General features: G+C 43.7%; 17 protein-coding genes. 10 read left to right on the top strand and 7 right to left on the bottom strand.

What is annotated here, in order from left to right; all coding sequences use genetic code 11:
• Positions 1-95: 95 nt before the first annotated feature.
• The 4 genes from I6L24_RS12455 to I6L24_RS12440 form a co-directional block, all read right to left on the bottom strand.
• On the bottom strand, positions 96-995 hold the full coding sequence (locus I6L24_RS12455; protein WP_004645280.1) for a LysR substrate-binding domain-containing protein: 900 nt from the start codon (positions 993-995) through the stop codon (positions 96-98).
• An 87-nt stretch (positions 996-1,082) separates the two neighbouring features.
• Positions 1,083-1,787, bottom strand: coding sequence for an SIR2 family NAD-dependent protein deacylase (locus I6L24_RS12450; RefSeq protein WP_148334892.1), 705 nt, complete (start codon positions 1,785-1,787; stop codon positions 1,083-1,085).
• A gap of 19 nt (positions 1,788-1,806) precedes the next feature.
• Positions 1,807-2,739, bottom strand: coding sequence for an alpha/beta fold hydrolase (locus tag I6L24_RS12445; RefSeq protein ID WP_216986112.1), 933 nt, complete (start codon positions 2,737-2,739; stop codon positions 1,807-1,809).
• 14 nt (positions 2,740-2,753) lie between these two features.
• Positions 2,754-3,302 (bottom strand): PadR family transcriptional regulator, encoded by a 549-nt coding sequence (locus I6L24_RS12440; protein WP_004645277.1) that lies wholly within the window; start codon positions 3,300-3,302, stop codon positions 2,754-2,756.
• Between the two features lie 166 nt (positions 3,303-3,468).
• Here I6L24_RS12440 and I6L24_RS12435 point away from each other — a divergent pair, with 166 nt between their 5' ends.
• From I6L24_RS12435 to I6L24_RS12425, 3 genes are all read left to right on the top strand, one after another.
• On the top strand, positions 3,469-5,493 hold the full coding sequence (locus I6L24_RS12435) for an NADPH-dependent 2,4-dienoyl-CoA reductase (RefSeq protein WP_216986111.1): 2,025 nt from the start codon (positions 3,469-3,471) through the stop codon (positions 5,491-5,493).
• 187 nt (positions 5,494-5,680) lie between these two features.
• Entirely contained in the window at positions 5,681-6,091 is a 411-nt protein-coding gene (locus tag I6L24_RS12430) for a nuclear transport factor 2 family protein (protein ID WP_216986110.1), read from the top strand.
• 70 nt (positions 6,092-6,161) lie between these two features.
• The gene (locus I6L24_RS12425) at positions 6,162-7,274 is read left to right on the top strand and encodes a YheT family hydrolase (protein ID WP_216986109.1); all 1,113 of its coding nucleotides are present in this window, start codon (positions 6,162-6,164) and stop codon (positions 7,272-7,274) included.
• 56 nt (positions 7,275-7,330) lie between these two features.
• Here I6L24_RS12425 and I6L24_RS12420 read toward each other — a convergent pair whose 3' ends face one another.
• Entirely contained in the window at positions 7,331-7,753 is a 423-nt protein-coding gene (locus tag I6L24_RS12420) for a hypothetical protein (protein WP_373683213.1), read from the bottom strand.
• Positions 7,754-7,978: 225 nt separating this feature from the next.
• Between I6L24_RS12420 and I6L24_RS12415 the strand changes: the two genes are divergently transcribed.
• The 7 genes from I6L24_RS12415 (at position 7,979) to I6L24_RS12385 (ending at position 14,951) form a co-directional block, all read left to right on the top strand.
• The gene (locus I6L24_RS12415) at positions 7,979-9,619 is read left to right on the top strand and encodes a CTP synthase (protein ID WP_004645272.1); all 1,641 of its coding nucleotides are present in this window, start codon (positions 7,979-7,981) and stop codon (positions 9,617-9,619) included.
• 32 nt (positions 9,620-9,651) lie between these two features.
• Positions 9,652-10,509, top strand: a complete 858-nt coding sequence (kdsA, locus tag I6L24_RS12410) for a 3-deoxy-8-phosphooctulonate synthase (protein WP_216986108.1) — start codon at positions 9,652-9,654, stop codon at positions 10,507-10,509.
• 59 nt (positions 10,510-10,568) lie between these two features.
• Complete coding sequence (gene eno, locus I6L24_RS12405) at positions 10,569-11,858, top strand: phosphopyruvate hydratase (RefSeq protein ID WP_004278719.1); 1,290 nt, start codon at positions 10,569-10,571, stop codon at positions 11,856-11,858.
• 7 nt (positions 11,859-11,865) lie between these two features.
• Complete coding sequence (locus I6L24_RS12400; protein WP_004645271.1) at positions 11,866-12,258, top strand: septum formation initiator family protein; 393 nt, start codon at positions 11,866-11,868, stop codon at positions 12,256-12,258.
• Complete coding sequence (ispD, locus tag I6L24_RS12395; RefSeq protein ID WP_216986107.1) at positions 12,227-12,940, top strand: 2-C-methyl-D-erythritol 4-phosphate cytidylyltransferase; 714 nt, start codon at positions 12,227-12,229, stop codon at positions 12,938-12,940. Before I6L24_RS12400 ends, ispD begins: the two co-directional genes overlap by 32 nt.
• A gap of 112 nt (positions 12,941-13,052) precedes the next feature.
• On the top strand, positions 13,053-14,192 hold the full coding sequence (gene rodA, locus I6L24_RS12390; protein WP_216986106.1) for a rod shape-determining protein RodA: 1,140 nt from the start codon (positions 13,053-13,055) through the stop codon (positions 14,190-14,192).
• Positions 14,193-14,282: 90 nt separating this feature from the next.
• Positions 14,283-14,951: a DUF6988 family protein gene (locus I6L24_RS12385; RefSeq protein ID WP_216986105.1), complete on the top strand. Its 669-nt coding sequence runs from the start codon at positions 14,283-14,285 to the stop codon at positions 14,949-14,951.
• 21 nt (positions 14,952-14,972) lie between these two features.
• Here I6L24_RS12385 and I6L24_RS12380 read toward each other — a convergent pair whose 3' ends face one another.
• On the bottom strand, positions 14,973-15,275 hold the full coding sequence (locus I6L24_RS12380) for a cyd operon YbgE family protein (protein WP_071852073.1): 303 nt from the start codon (positions 15,273-15,275) through the stop codon (positions 14,973-14,975).
• A gap of 3 nt (positions 15,276-15,278) precedes the next feature.
• Positions 15,279-15,380 carry a cytochrome bd-I oxidase subunit CydX gene (gene cydX, locus I6L24_RS12375; protein ID WP_216986104.1) on the bottom strand — a complete coding sequence of 34 codons (102 nt, stop codon included), beginning with the start codon at positions 15,378-15,380 and terminating at the stop codon, positions 15,279-15,281.
• Positions 15,381-15,388 lie beyond the last annotated feature (8 nt).

The raw sequence follows: 15,388 nt of genomic DNA, 5'->3' as shown, positions 1-15,388 counted from the left end.
TTTTCGCTCACTATGCTGTAGTGAAAGTTTCTCTAGCTCATTTTTCCCCAAGAATGAGCTATTTTTTTGTCCAGTTTTTCTCAAAAGTACTTCACTTAGCGCCGATTTAATTCAGCAACCAAATAATCAATAAAGACCCGGACTGCGGGCAATAAGCCGCGACGTGAAGGATAAACCACATGGAAAATACCATGCGGTGCTTTCCAGTCAGGAAGCACTCGAACCAGTTCACCACTTGCCACGTACTGCTCGACCACATTATCTGGCAGCAAAGTGACGCCTGAGCCTGAGGCGGCCAGTTGTGCCAGCATATTTAAATCAGACCCCATAACTGTGGGACTGACACGGATTTTTTTCTGTTCCTGCTGTTCATTTTGTAGGGTCAGAAACTGTTCGGTATGATCTTCAGCCATACTCAGAATTTTATGTTCAGCCAGTTGCTCAGGGTTTTTCAGTTCACCAAATTCATTTAAATAACCTTGACTGGCAAATAGATGCTGCTCAATTTTTTCAAACTGGCGGATCACCAGATTCGGGTCATCATCCAGGCTGGAACGGACACGTAAGGCCAGATCAAAGCCTTCATTGATAATATCGACCCGTCGATTGGTGATCATCATCTGGACTTTAATTTCAGGATATTTTTTCAAAAAATCCGGCAGAATTTTTGCCAGTTCGTTTTGGGCAATAGAGACGGGCAAGCTGACTTTAATAGTTCCGCGCGGTTCGGTACTCAGGTGGTCCACCAGATCATGCGCCGCCTGTGCAGCACTCAGCATAACTTGGGCATGCCGGTAAATATTCATGCCGATATCGGTGACGGCAAAATGACGAGAACTGCGCTGAATCAGACGTACACCCAGACGCTCTTCCAGATTAAACACCCGACGGCTGAGTTTGGATTTGGGAATATCGGTCGCACGTTCGGCTGCACTAAAGCCGCCATGTTCCACCACCTGAGCGAAACAGTAAAAGTCATCCAGATCAGACAGCATGGTTTAATTCCATTCTTGCAACGATAAGCTGATTAAAAATTGATTGTTGCATACTGTCAATCAGAGAATGCAGCATATAAAAAAAATTTAATTCCCGGATTTCAGTAAACCTAGCAGTGTTTGCATGCCATCGGTCGCGTTTTGGGGGATTTTGTAAAACTGTGCAGGCAAATGCTGCTGCTCGGCTTTCGGGTCGATGTAATAGGCCGGACATTTCGCAGGAATCTCATGAATTAACCCGGCAACTGGATAAACTTGAAGGCTGGTGCCAATCACCACGAAAATATCGGCATCCTGTACACAGTCTTGAGCTTCTTCATACGCGGGTACGGCTTCGCCAAACCAGACCACATGAGGACGCAGCGGATAGCCTGCCTTACAAAAGTGTTGATTTAAATCTAATTCAGAGCCTTCAATTGGATAAAACTCGGTTGTGCTTTGTGCATCGGGGCCTGAGCTTTTGGCCAGGCGAATATTGCCATGTAAATGGATCACCTTGGAGCTGCCGGCACGTTCATGCAAGTCATCAATATTCTGGGTGATTACATGCACATCAAACTCATTTTCAAGATCGGCAATTAATTGATGTGCGGCATTCGGCTGTGCTTCCAGAATGTTTTTACGGCGGGCATTATAAAAGCGTTGCACCAGTTCTGGATTTTTGGCCCAAGCTTCAGGTGTCGCGACCTCTTCAATCCGGTATTGTTCCCAAAGTCCATCACTGTCGCGAAAAGTATGAATGCCACTTTCGGCGCTCATGCCTGCACCGGAAAAAGCCACCAACTTTTTCATTGTTCTATCTCCTGAATCTTTAGGCAGCTGAAGTGCTAGATTGTGAATTTTCATTTAAAAAGATGCCAAGTTCTCGGGCAAATTTTAGCGGTTCAGTCAGTAAAGGTGTATGGCCGGATTTGCTGAAAAGTATCTGTTTGGCCTGAGGCAGGCTTTCTGCAATCAGGCGCTGACCTTCAAAAGGATACAACTTGGATTGTACGCCGCTAAAGAAAGTCACCGAACAGCTGAGCTGGGCCAATGCCTCTCGGTAATCCTCACGATGGTATAAATAATTGTTGATATACCACGCCATATAATCCACCCGGCTGGAAGGCATTAACAGACTTTGCAGGCGAGGTTGATTCAAAATGAATTCGAAAGCTTTCAGACTATATTTTTGTTGATTTTGTAGCTGAATAAACTTTAGCCATAGGGCGGCAATTTGTTTACGGACAGAAACGTCAAGATCACGGATCAATTCAACTTGCTGATATTGCGTAAGTAGGACAGAGAGCTGCTGCAGGATGTCGATAAATTCCTGATAACGTGGACCAAAAAGACCAAAATCCCAGGCATCATCGACCGGAATTTTGGGAGTCTGATCAATGTGCAAATAAGCAGAAATCTGACTGGCAAAGTTGTCATAATGCATGCCGTGCATTGCGGTGGTTGCACCCATGGAATAGGCAATGACGATGACTTGATCTAATTCTAGCTGGGTCAGAACTGAACGCACATCCAGCCAGTGACTGGAAATTGCATCGAGATCTTGCGGAATTTTACAGCGACTGGAAGCCCCAAAGCCGCGCCATTCTGGAATAATGAAACAGAAATTTTTCTGATGCGGATAGAGAAAAGCTTTCCATTGCCAGCTCAGCATGCCAAGTCCAGAGAGTACCAGTACCGGCTGTCCCCGACCATATTCGCGTACAAACAGCTGTTCACCATCGGGCATGCGATAAAAGGGCATGTGTGTCTCCGTATTTATAATTGTTGTGCGTCAAATTGTTGCAGTCGCGGAATAACCTGTTCCAGCCAGGAAATCCAACCCAGTTCCTGATCAATTCCCAGTTGCAGAATCATTTTATGAATATATAAGGTACGGTCAGTTTCGTCCGCTTGAGCAAAGTCCTTGGCAAAAATCTGCTGATAGGTTTTCAATTTCTCTTTATGCAGTTCCAGATGGCGTTCCAGCTCTGCCAAAGTGTTATTGCCACCAAGTTGGGCTTCGGCACGTAAACGTACCATCAGCTCTTCACGTAATTGTGCTGGTGGGCTCTGTTGCAACATCCAGTTGGCCAGTTCTTCGCGGCCCAGACGTTCTACCTGATAAGTCTTTTTGCGGCTATTCGAGTCTTCCTCTTCTATCGTCGAAATCCAGCCTTTTTGCAGCATGGCATTCAGCTCGCGATAAATCTGCTGATGAGTGGCATTCCAGAAGAAGCCCATGGAACGGTCAAAACGGCGAGCCAGTTCGATTCCGGTGCTAGGTTTTTCAATCAGGCTGGTCAATAAAACATGCGCTAAAGACATAAACGTCTCAAAAAAGTGACTCGGGATTATTATGCAACATGTTGCATAATAATCAATTCTGGCATATAAATTAGTGCAACAAGTTGCATTAAACTGGAAAGATTGAGGGATCAAACTGCCAGTTGCTAAAACAATAGCCAGCCTAAACGCATGCTCAGGAGTTGAAATGTCTAAATATCCGAATTTACTTGCCCCATTGAACTTGGGTTTTACCACACTTAAAAACCGCGTATTAATGGGTTCCATGCACGTTGGTCTTGAAGAAGCACCCGGCGGATATGATCGGATGGCAGCTTTTTATGCAGAGCGCGCCAAAGGTGGAGTCGCTTTAATCGTCACCGGCGGGATTTCACCAAATGATCATGGCGTAACGTTTCATGGCGGTTCCAAACTTGACACCATTGAAGAAGCTGAAAAGCATAAGGTGATTACCCAGGCCGTACATGAAGCGGGCGGGAAAATTGCCATGCAGATTCTGCATACCGGACGTTATTCTTATCAGGCTGAAAATGTCGCGCCATCCCCAATTCAGGCACCGATCAATCCAGTCAAACCGCATGCTTTAACTTCGGCTGAGGTGCAGCAAACCATTGATGATTTTGCCAATTGTGCCAAGCTGGCTCAATACGCCGGTTATGACGGTGTAGAAATCATGGGCTCGGAAGGCTATCTGATTAACGAATTTATTGCAGCACGTACCAACCATCGTGATGATGAGTGGGGTGGAAGCTATGCAAACCGCATCCGTTTCCCGATTGAAATCGTACGCCGTACACGTGAAATGGTCGGTGAGAACTTTATCATTATTTATCGCCTATCTATGCTGGATCTGGTCGAAGGCGGTTCAACTCTGGAAGAAGTCATCCAGTTGGCCAAAGAAATTGAAAAAGCTGGTGCCACCATTATCAATACCGGCATTGGCTGGCATGAAGCGCGTATTCCGACGATTGCCACTAAAGTGCCTCGTGCAGCCTTCACCTGGGTGACGCGTAAGCTGAAAGGTCAGGTGAAGATCCCTTTAATCACTTCAAACCGTATCAATACTCCGGAAATGGCTGAATATGTATTGGCGTCTGGTGATGCTGATATGATTTCCATGGCCCGCCCAATGTTGGCAGACTCTGAGTTTGTCCTGAAAGCGGAGCAGGGTCGTAGCGATGAGATCAATACCTGTATCGGTTGTAATCAGGCCTGTCTGGATCATATTTTCTCAATGAAAATTGCCACCTGTCTGGTCAATCCACGTGCCTGCTATGAAACAGAGCTCATTTTTAAAGAAACCAATGTAGCAAAAAATATTGCCGTGATTGGTGCAGGTCCTGCAGGTTTAAGTTTTGCTGTATATGCGGCAAATCGCGGTCATCAGGTGACGGTATTTGAAGCCGCTGCTCAGATTGGTGGGCAGTTTAATATTGCCAAGACCATTCCAGGCAAGGAAGAGTTTTATGAAACCTTGCGTTATTTCAAACGCCAGATTGAATTACAGCCACGTATTAAATTGCAGCTGAACCATAAGGCGAGTCTGGAAGAACTGGCTCAGTCAAACTTTGATGACATTGTGGTGGCAACAGGCGTGACACCGCGTCAGCTTGAGATTCCGGGCATTGATCATGCAAAAGTACTGTCTTATCTGGATGTTCTGAAAGAGCGTAAGCCAGTGGGGCAGCGAGTTGCCATTATTGGTGCAGGCGGTATTGGTTTTGATACAGCCGAATTCCTGAGCCATGAAGGGGAAAGTGGCAGTATCAATCCGGAAAAATTCTATGATGAATGGGGTATTGATACTGACTATGAAAATGTCGGTGGCTTAAAAGCCGCAAATGTAGAAAAACCGCAACGTGAAATTTATTTATTGCAACGTAAAGCCGCTTCAGTCGGCGCGAGTCTGGGTAAAACCACAGGCTGGATTCATCGTACCGGTTTAAAACACCGTGACGTAAAAATGATTGCGGGCGCCAATTATGAAAAAATTGATGATCAGGGCTTACATATCGTCGTGAATGACAAACCTGCAGTGCTGGAAGTCGATCACGTGATCATTTGTGCCGGTCAGGAATCTTATACCGCCATGTTTGATGAGCTAAAAGCAGCCGGGAAAAATGTGCATCTGATTGGTGGAGCGAAAGAAGCGGGTGAGCTGGATGCCAAGCGTGCAATCCGTCAGGGTGCTGAATTGGCGGCGGTGATCTGAAAATATTAAAACCTGCTTTTTCCCCTCTCCTTTATTAAAGGAGAGGGTTAGGGAGAGGATTTGTAAGAAAGAATCCCCCCTTGCGAAGCAGTACTTCTCACCTTTAATAAAAGGGGGAATTCTTTCAATTAAAAGAAAGAAGTATTTAAGCTTTTATTAAAAAATATCAAAAAAGAAGGAATCCAAAATGACCATCGAAAATACCAGAAAATCCATTGTACGCTGGCATGAAATGCTAGAAACCCGTGATATGTCGATCTTGAATGAACTACTTGCTGAAGAAGTGGTATTTCGTTCACCCGTAGCGTTTCAGCCTTATCCTGGAAAACAGATGGTATTTTTTATTTTGACCAATGTCATTCAAGTCTTTGAAAACTTCACTTATCACCGTGAATTTATAAGTGAAGATGGTAACAATGTCGTACTTGAGTTTTCTGCCAATGTGGGCGATAAAAAACTAAAGGGAGTTGACATGATTCAGTTTAATGAAAAGGGTCAGATGATTGATTTTGAAGTCATGATCCGACCTAAGTCCGGACTTGAAGCCTTGGCTGTACAGATGGGCCAGCGGATGCAATCATTCCAAGCTAAAACTTAATTCTAACTATTGATTCAAGTCGGCATGAAATTTGTAAATCACAGCTAGTACAACTAGAGGGGGATGACAGATGAAAATGTTGCTTAAAAAATTGGGTCAGCTTTCCAGTGAATATCTGGATCGTTTCAGCGGAGCAGACGAACCGACCCTGTATTACCATCCGAATGGTGTATTTTCAGGACTCATTGAGCGCTTACCGCAGCTGCAACAAAAATATCGTCCTACGCCGTGGTTAGCCAATGCACACGCACATATTCTGTATTTTGATTTAATTAAAAAACGTACCATTAAGCTGAAATACGATGCGCTTGAACAGCTGAAAATGTCAGATGGCGGAATTACCGGTATTGCCTGGTATGGGCTGGATCTTCCGGCAAGTACGCCAACCATTGTCTTACTCCATACTATTACCGGTTCTCCTGAATCGATGCGTGAACTGGTTCGCGATCTGCATAAACATACCGGTTGGCGTGTGGCATTGTGTTTACGCCGTGGTCATGCAGACTTACCCATGCCTGTGCCTAAAATGAACCTGTTTGGTTCAACTCAGGATCTGCGTGAACAACTCTTGTATATACAGGACAGATTTCCTCAGTCCGATCTCTATGGAGTTGGCTCTTCTGCGGGTACGGGATTGTTGGTGCGTTATCTGGGTGAAGAGGGTGAACAAACCCCACTCAAAGCAGCTTTTGCTTTATGTCCTGGCTATAACACTGAAACCGGTTTTGCCAATGTGCATCCGTTTTACAGTAAAGTCATGGCCAAAAAACTGATTAAGCGCTTTATTCATCCTTATCAAGAAACCTGGCAGGTCTGCCCAAGCTGGAAACAGTTATTAGACGTTAAAGATCTGTCCGAATTTGAAAAACTCTATTTTGAACTGGCTGGATTTACGGATTATGCCAGTTATACCCAGGCAACCAATCCGATTTATGTGTTTGAAAGTATCAAAATTCCGCTGATGATTCTAAATGCGGAGGATGATCCGGTGTGTCACATCCGAAATTTAGAACCTTATAAAGAAAAAATTCGGGCGATGTCTAATATTATGGTGATTACCACCAAAAAAGGCAGTCATTGCGGCTTTTATCAGGGCTTGATGCAAACCGAATCTTGGGCTACCCGACTAATGGCAGACTATTTGATTCACTTATCTCGTGCACCGGCAACAGTATCTGCTTAAAAAGTTCTAATAAAAAACCCAGCATCTGCTGGGTTTTTTGATGAATGATCCTGTAATTAGTCAAGTGCTGGCATCGCTGCGGCAATCGCGTCAGCAACCGCATCATCCTCAGACTTGTTTTCTGGATTTGAATTGGTTTTAGGTGTGGTCTCAGCAGGCTTTGACGCAGGTTCTTCGCGGGTTTCAGGCACTGGTGCCGGCTCAGTAGTTTCTGGTTTTTTGATTTCACGACGGATTTCAGTCGTGGTGTTTTCAGTTTGCTCACGTTGAATTTCAACCGTTGGCGCTACTTCCTCTTCAATTGCCGCTGGCTCTACAGGTTCAAGCGGTTCAAATTGCGTTGGTTCTGGAGTCGAGATTTCAGATGCTGGAGTAACTTCTACTTGCTCTTCTTCTTTTGGTGCTTCTTTTTTTACACACGCAGTTAATGTCAGGCCAGTCAGGATTAGGGTGGAGATTAAAAGTTTCTTCATCATCATTGCATCAAACATAAAAGTGTGGAGGGGATACACTATTATAGCAGCAAAATGCAAGATAGAAATCATATGAACTTACTGTAATTTTTTATAGGAATTGCTGTTAGAATAGTCAATTGTTTATTGTTCTTTGAATTGATGCGGATTGACTTTGCTTTCTAGGTACAAGGTAAAGTAAAATTGCGCAACATTGCAGGCCGATTTAGGCTCGATTGTACGAGAAACCCAATGACCCATTTTATTTTCGTTACTGGTGGTGTAGTTTCATCACTAGGTAAAGGTATTTCAGCTGCTTCTGTTGCTGCACTTTTAGAAGCTCGTGGTTTAAAAGTGACCATGGTAAAAATGGATCCATACATTAATGTCGATCCAGGGACAATGAGCCCATTCCAGCATGGTGAAGTTTTTGTTACAGAAGATGGTGCTGAAACAGACTTAGACTTGGGTTACTACGAACGTTTCTTGCGTCGTGCGAAAATGACCAAATTGAATAACTTCACATCAGGCCGTGTTTACCAGGATGTTCTAAATAAAGAACGCCGTGGCGACTACCTGGGTGGTACTGTGCAAGTTATTCCACACATTACTGACAATATCAAAGAGCGTGTACTTCGTGCAGGCGAAGGTTATGACGTTGCGATCGTAGAGATCGGCGGTACTGTAGGTGACATTGAATCTCTCCCATTCATGGAATCTGTACGTCAGTTGATGGTAGAGCTTGGTCATAAACGTACCATGTTAATGCACTTAACGTTACTCCCATACATTAAGTCTGCAGCAGAATTAAAAACCAAACCAACACAGCACTCTGTTAAAGAACTCCTGTCGATTGGTATTCAGCCAGACATTCTCATCTGCCGTACAGAATACGATGTAGATGCAGATACGACGCGTAAGATTGCATTATTTACTAACGTTGAAGCACGTGCCGTTGTGGTATGTAAAGATGCACGTTCGATCTACCAGATTCCACGTACATTCTACGAACAAAATGTTGACGATTTAATCTGTGAACGTTTTGGTTATAACGATCTTCCTGAAGCTGACTTAACAGATTGGGATAACGTTGTAGAAGCACTGCTGAACCCTGAATACACCGTACGTGTTGCAATGGTCGGTAAATACGTTGAACTTCCAGATGCATACAAGTCTGTCAACGAAGCACTTCTACATGCGGGTATTCAAAACCGTGTGAAAGTTCAGATTGACTACGTAAACGCTGAAGAGCTTGAAAGCCAAGATGTAGCAGAAGTATTGAAAGATGCTGATGCGATTCTGGTTCCTGGCGGTTTCGGTGAGCGCGGTACTGAAGGCAAAATGAAGGCGATTCAATTCGCACGTGAGAACGGTGTGCCGTTCCTCGGTATTTGCTTGGGTATGCAGTTGGCTGTGATCGAATACGCACGTAATGTTGCTGATATTGCAGACGCGACCTCGACTGAATTTAACCGTTCAACCAAATCTCCATTGATTGGTTTAATTACTGAATGGTTAGATGAGCGTGGTGAAGTTCAGCAACGTTCTGCTGATTCTGATCTGGGTGGCACGATGCGTTTAGGCGCGCAAAAATCTGAACTGGTTGCAGGGACTAAAACTGCAGAAGTTTATGGTTCTGAAGAAATCATCGAGCGTCACCGTCACCGTTACGAGATGAACAACCGTTATATCCCAGTGCTGGAAGAAAAAGGCATGAAGATTTCTGGTTATTCTCCGGTACAGCATCTGGTAGAAACTGTTGAAATTCCTGCACATCCTTGGTTTATTGCAGTACAATTCCACCCGGAATTTACCAGCTCGCCACGTGATGGTCACCCATTATTTGCCGGTTTCATTGATGCTGCGAAAAAGCAGTACCAAAAAACCAAATAATCGGTGCGTAGGACACAACTAGGGAAGTTTAAATGTCGCAATTAAAACCACAAGAAATTGTACGTTTGGGCGATATACAAATGGCAAATCATTTGCCATTTGTATTATTCGGCGGAATGAATGTACTTGAATCTAAAGACCTGGCTTTTGAAATCGCAGAGACTTATGTCGATATCTGCACACGTTTGGGCATTCCTTATGTGTTCAAAGCCAGCTTTGATAAAGCCAACCGTTCAAGCCTGAACTCTTTCCGTGGGCCTGGCCTGGAAAAAGGTCTCGAGTGGTTAGCTGACATTAAAAAACACTTTAATGTACCGATCATCACCGATGTGCATGAGCCGTACCAAGCGGCTCCTGTTGCAGAAGTGGCAGACATTATTCAATTGCCAGCTTTCTTAAGCCGTCAGACGGATCTTGTGGAAGCAATGGCAAAAACGGATGCCATCATCAATATCAAAAAAGCCCAGTTCCTGGCTCCACACGAAATGCGTCATATTTTGCATAAGTGTCTGGAAGCCGGAAATGACAAGCTGATCATTTGTGAACGCGGTTCGGCATTTGGCTATAACAATCTGGTTGTAGACATGCTGGGCTTCGACATCATGAAAGAAATGAATGTCCCGGTTTTCTTTGATGTGACCCATGCCTTACAAACCCCAGGCGGCCGTGCAGATTCTGCCGGTGGTCGTCGTGCGCAAATTACAACGCTTGCACGTGCGGGTATGGCAACGGGTCTTGCAGGCTTGTTCCTGGAAGCACATCCAGATCCGGAAAAAGCCAAGTGTGATGGTCCATGTGCGCTGCGCATGTCTCAGCTTGAGCCTTTCCTGGAACAGCTAAAAGAATTGGATACCTTGGTTAAAGGTTTCGAAAAGTTAGATACACACTGAGTTTATCACTCTTGCGCTGCCGTATAGGCAGCTCATATTAATCAACTGAGGAATAGTTCATGAGCCAAATCGTTGACATTCGTGCACGTGAAATTTTGGACTCTCGTGGTAACCCTACCATCGAAGCAGACGTAATCTTAGCATCTGGCGTAGTTGGCCGTGCATGTGCACCATCTGGTGCTTCAACTGGTTCTCGTGAAGCTTTAGAACTTCGTGATGGCGATAAAGCGCGTTACTTAGGTAAAGGCGTTAAAACTGCGGTAAATAACGTCAATACGTTAATCCGTGACGCTTTGGTCGGTAAATCAGTATTCGAACAAAAAGACATCGATAACACGATGATCGCGCTTGACGGTACTGAAAACAAAGAAAAACTAGGTGCAAACGCAACTTTGGCAGTGTCTTTGGCTGCTGCTCGCGCTGCTGCTGAAGAAAAGAAAATTCCTCTTTTCCAATACATCGCAGATCTTCGTGGTCAAACGATTTTAACTATGCCTGTACCAATGATGAACATCATCAATGGTGGTTCACATGCAGACAACAACGTCGATATTCAAGAGTTTATGATTGAGCCAGTAGGCTTCACTTCATTCTCTGAAGCGCTACGTGCCGGTGCTGAAATTTTCCATTCACTTAAATCAGTTTTAAACAAAAAAGGTTTAAACACTGCGGTAGGTGATGAAGGCGGTTTTGCACCGAACTTACGTTCAAACGAAGAAGCAATTACGGTTATTCTTGAAGCAATTGGTCAAACTGGCTACAAAGCAGGTTCTGACATCATGCTTGCGCTGGATTGTGCATCTTCAGAATTCTACAAAAACGGTCAGTACATTCTTGCAGGTGAAGGCAACAAAGCGTTCACAAGCAACCAGTTCTCTGACTATTTAGCAGGTCTTGTAAACCAGTACCCAATTATCTCGATTGAAGATGGTCTGGACGAATCTGACTGGGAAGGCTGGTCTTACCTGACTTCTATTCTTGGCGACAAGATCCAGTTGGTAGGCGATGACTTGTTCGTAACGAATCCGAAAATCCTGCAACGTGGTATCAACGAAAAAGTGGGTAACTCGATTCTGATTAAATATAACCAGATCGGTACCTTGACTGAAACTTTAGATGCCATCTATCTTGCGAAAGAAAATGGTTACTCTACTGTAATTTCACACCGTTCAGGTGAAACTGAAGATTCAACGATTGCTGATCTTGCAGTAGGTACAGCAGCGGGTCAAATCAAGACTGGTTCACTTTGCCGTTCTGACCGTGTAGCGAAATATAATCAATTACTTCGTATTGAAGAATTGACTAATGCTGCATATCGCGGTAAAGCTGAGTTCAAAGGTTTGAACTAAGCGACTTATGTCAATGTTAAATGTATTCGACTCGACTGCGAGTAAAGTACTGTTGGGCCTTGCGATCATTTTGATCGCAGGGTTTCAATATTTATACTGGTTTGGTGAAGGTGGTTATCATGATCATCAGCAACTGACCCAGAAAATCCAGCAACAGATGGAATTGAATGATGAGCTAAAAGAGCGTAATCGCGTTCTGGCAGCAGAAGTTTATGATTTGAAGAATGGTATTGAAGCCATCGAAGAACATGCGCGTTTAGATCTTGGTCTGATTAAGCCACGCGAAACTTTTATTCAAATGAGCACGATCAGTACTCAATATAAACCGATCTATCTTAATCCTAATTCTAAAGTAGACCTGCGAACCAATGAGTCAGCTGAAGCACCAACCACACCCTAAACTTTGGGTCATTCTTCCAGCTGCAGGTTCCGGTAGCCGTTTCTCCAAAACAGAACTGAAACAATATCAGATGATTCAAGAGCGAACTGTTCTTGAACATACGGTGGCTCGTCTGAATCAACTGCCTTTGACGGGTTATGTCCTGGCGATTGGTGTACAGGATAATGTCGCAAAAATGCTGCCATTTTCCAGTCAAGAGAAAGCCCATTTCTGTCTGGGCGGTGCCGAGCGGGTGAATTCCGTGTTAAATGCACTCACGTATTTATCTCAAATCGCTTCTGAAGATGAGTGGGTGCTGGTACATGACGCGGCGCGTCCCTGTGTCGGTCTGGATTGTCTGCAACAGTTAGTCAATACGGCGATTACAAATGATCAGGCTGCGATTCTGGCGATTCCAGTAAGAGATACACTTAAGCGTGTAGTAAGCAATTTTGATATTGAGGAAACAGTGGATCGCTCAATGCTATGGCAGGCACAAACACCACAAATGGCCAAGCTAGGTGTGTTGAAACGGGCGATTGAGCAGGCTTTGCAAGATGGTGCTACGATTACTGATGAAGCCAGTGCGCTGGAACATATCGGCGAACAGGTGAGTGTAGTACAAGGGCGTTCCGATAATATTAAAATTACCTATCCGGACGATCTGGAACTGGCCAGGCTGATTTTACAGGCTCAGGCTTAAAAATATATTCAAATAATATTTAAATAAAAGCAGAATAAATCTGGCTATAGCGATCTATTCGCTATAGCTTTCACTTATAATTTTGCCATCATTCTTTTTCACCTTTTGGCCAATGATACCTTCACAGCAGTATCGGTTTTTACGTCACTCTTTGCGTGATGGACGTAGTATTAATCCGCAAGATTCATCTCGATGGACCAAGTTGCACCTTGATCCATGGTTATTATGCTTTCTGGTTCTCAATGCAATTCTGGGTTTAATGGTGGTGTATAGCGCGACCTCTGAAGACTCTGGCATGGTGATGCGTCAGGCCATCAGTTTTGGAATTGGTTTTGTGCTGCTGTTTATCTGTGCGCAGATTCCACCGAAAGTTTATCAGGCGATTAGTCCATACCTGTATGCCTTCGGGATCTTCATGCTGCTTCTGGTCTTTGTGATTGGTGAAAAACGCTTGGGTGCAACCCGCTGGATTACCTTGCCGGGGGTAGGAAGCATGCAACCGAGTGAGGTGATGAAATTTGCGATGCCTTTGATGATGGCATGGTATTTTGCACGTAAGCCGTTTCCTCCCAAATTTTTGCATATTGTGGGGGCTCTGATTTTATTGGGCGTACCATTTGTTTTGGTGGCGCTTCAGCCTGACTTGAACATTGGCTTGGTGATTCCCGGTATTTTTGTTCTATTTTTAAGTGGGATGTCGTGGCGTCTGATTGGTGGTGCAGCCGCTGCAGTAGCCGTGGCAGCTCCGGCTGCATGGATGTTTGTATTACAAGAGTATCAAAAAAAGCGTATTACTACGCTATTTGATCCGGAGTCGGATGCCTTGGGTGCAGGCTGGAATATTATCCAGTCCAAAATTGCCATTGGTTCAGGTGGTTCCACGGGTAAAGGCTATACTGAAGGTACCCAATCACATTTAGGTTATCTTCCTGAACATCATACTGACTTTATTATGTCGACTTATGCCGAAGAATTCGGTTTTATCGGTGTTTTCCTACTGTTTAGTTTATTCACTGCCATTATTATTCGCTGTCTGATGATTGGTTTAAACAGCTTTCATAACTTTGGCCGTTTATATGCTGGAGCCATGGGGCTGACTTTCTTCTTCTTTGTATTTTTAAACTCCGGCATGGTGAGCGGGATTTTACCTGTGACCGGAGATCCATTGCCGCTGATGAGCTATGGCGGAACGGCGGTGATTTCCATGCTGGCTGGGATGGGCATTGTGATGTCAATTCATACCCATCGATAAATTATTCTAAAAGTCGGACTGGTTCCGGCTTTTTTATTATTCCTAATAAAAAACATAAACCTCTATTAAGTATAAAAAAGGAAGTTAAGTTTGAGTAATATTTTTCGTGAATCAGAAAAAATGTTGGAAGAGCTGGGGAGTGAATTAAGTAATTCAATATTTTTGGAGGGTGGGCCTCGGCTTGAGATAGTTTATCAATGCTGTGAATTGTCGATTGAGCATGGTGTGGCTATTCTCAGTTTACTTGAAATGAAAAGAGATATATCTGCGCTTGCCTTATTTAGAATTCAGTTTGAGGCAGTCGTTAGAGCTTACTGGTTACTTATGGTTGCCTCAAATCAAGAAATACAAAAGTTTGAATTAAATAATGCAGATGACCTTTTAAAGAATATTAAAATCCCCACAGCAGTAGAAATGATAATGAAATTAGAGAATGTTTTAGAGATAGCTCATATAGTAGAGATGTTTAAAGAGTTTAAATTTTACTCATTAAAACATTTGCATTCTATTGTTCATACAGGACGAAATTCATTAATTCAAAAAAGAGCAGGATTAGCTGATGAGCAAAGGCTTGTGATTATTAAACAAGTAAATGGATTTATTACGATGGCTGCACAAATATTGTTAAGACATGCGGGTAAAGAGAAGTATCTTCATCATATTCATGCTCAATATAGAAATTGTTTCCAAATGCAGAGTGATATAACAGTAGAACAAAAAGCAGAAATCGATAAACGATATAAAAAAGCCCTCAAATGAGGGCTTTTTTAATTTAATACTTTAACTGAGAAACCAGGTGTAATAGCCCCAGATCATTAAAGGCCAAGTTAAAAATGGACTAAATAGCCATTTCCAGAACCAGTGGCGCGGCACAAAGCCCACACCATGGACAAAGCCTCCAGAAATACCAATCATGATATACATCATGGCACTATGGCTATATTCACCATTGGCATCCAGCATTGCGGAAGGATGAACCAATAACACGGCTGCGAGAGGAAAAGCCAGGAGGCAGGAAATCATCATCGCAAATTTGTTTGGTTTCTTGTCTACAACGGTTTTCTCAAGCGCAGCTTCGGTCATGTTTTATTCCTCATCCAGGTCTTGGTGTTGTTCCATGTAAATGGCAGCAATCACACTGGCAAAACATACCATCAGTACACCCAGAATCCAGGCAAAATACCACATAGTTGTCT

It is taken from the genome of Acinetobacter lwoffii (assembly GCF_019048525.1).
Taxonomy (GTDB): Bacteria; Pseudomonadota; Gammaproteobacteria; order Pseudomonadales; family Moraxellaceae; genus Acinetobacter; species Acinetobacter lwoffii_K.
Note: the sequence above shows the minus strand (reverse complement) of the source record. Positions and strands in the feature narration are given on the sequence as shown.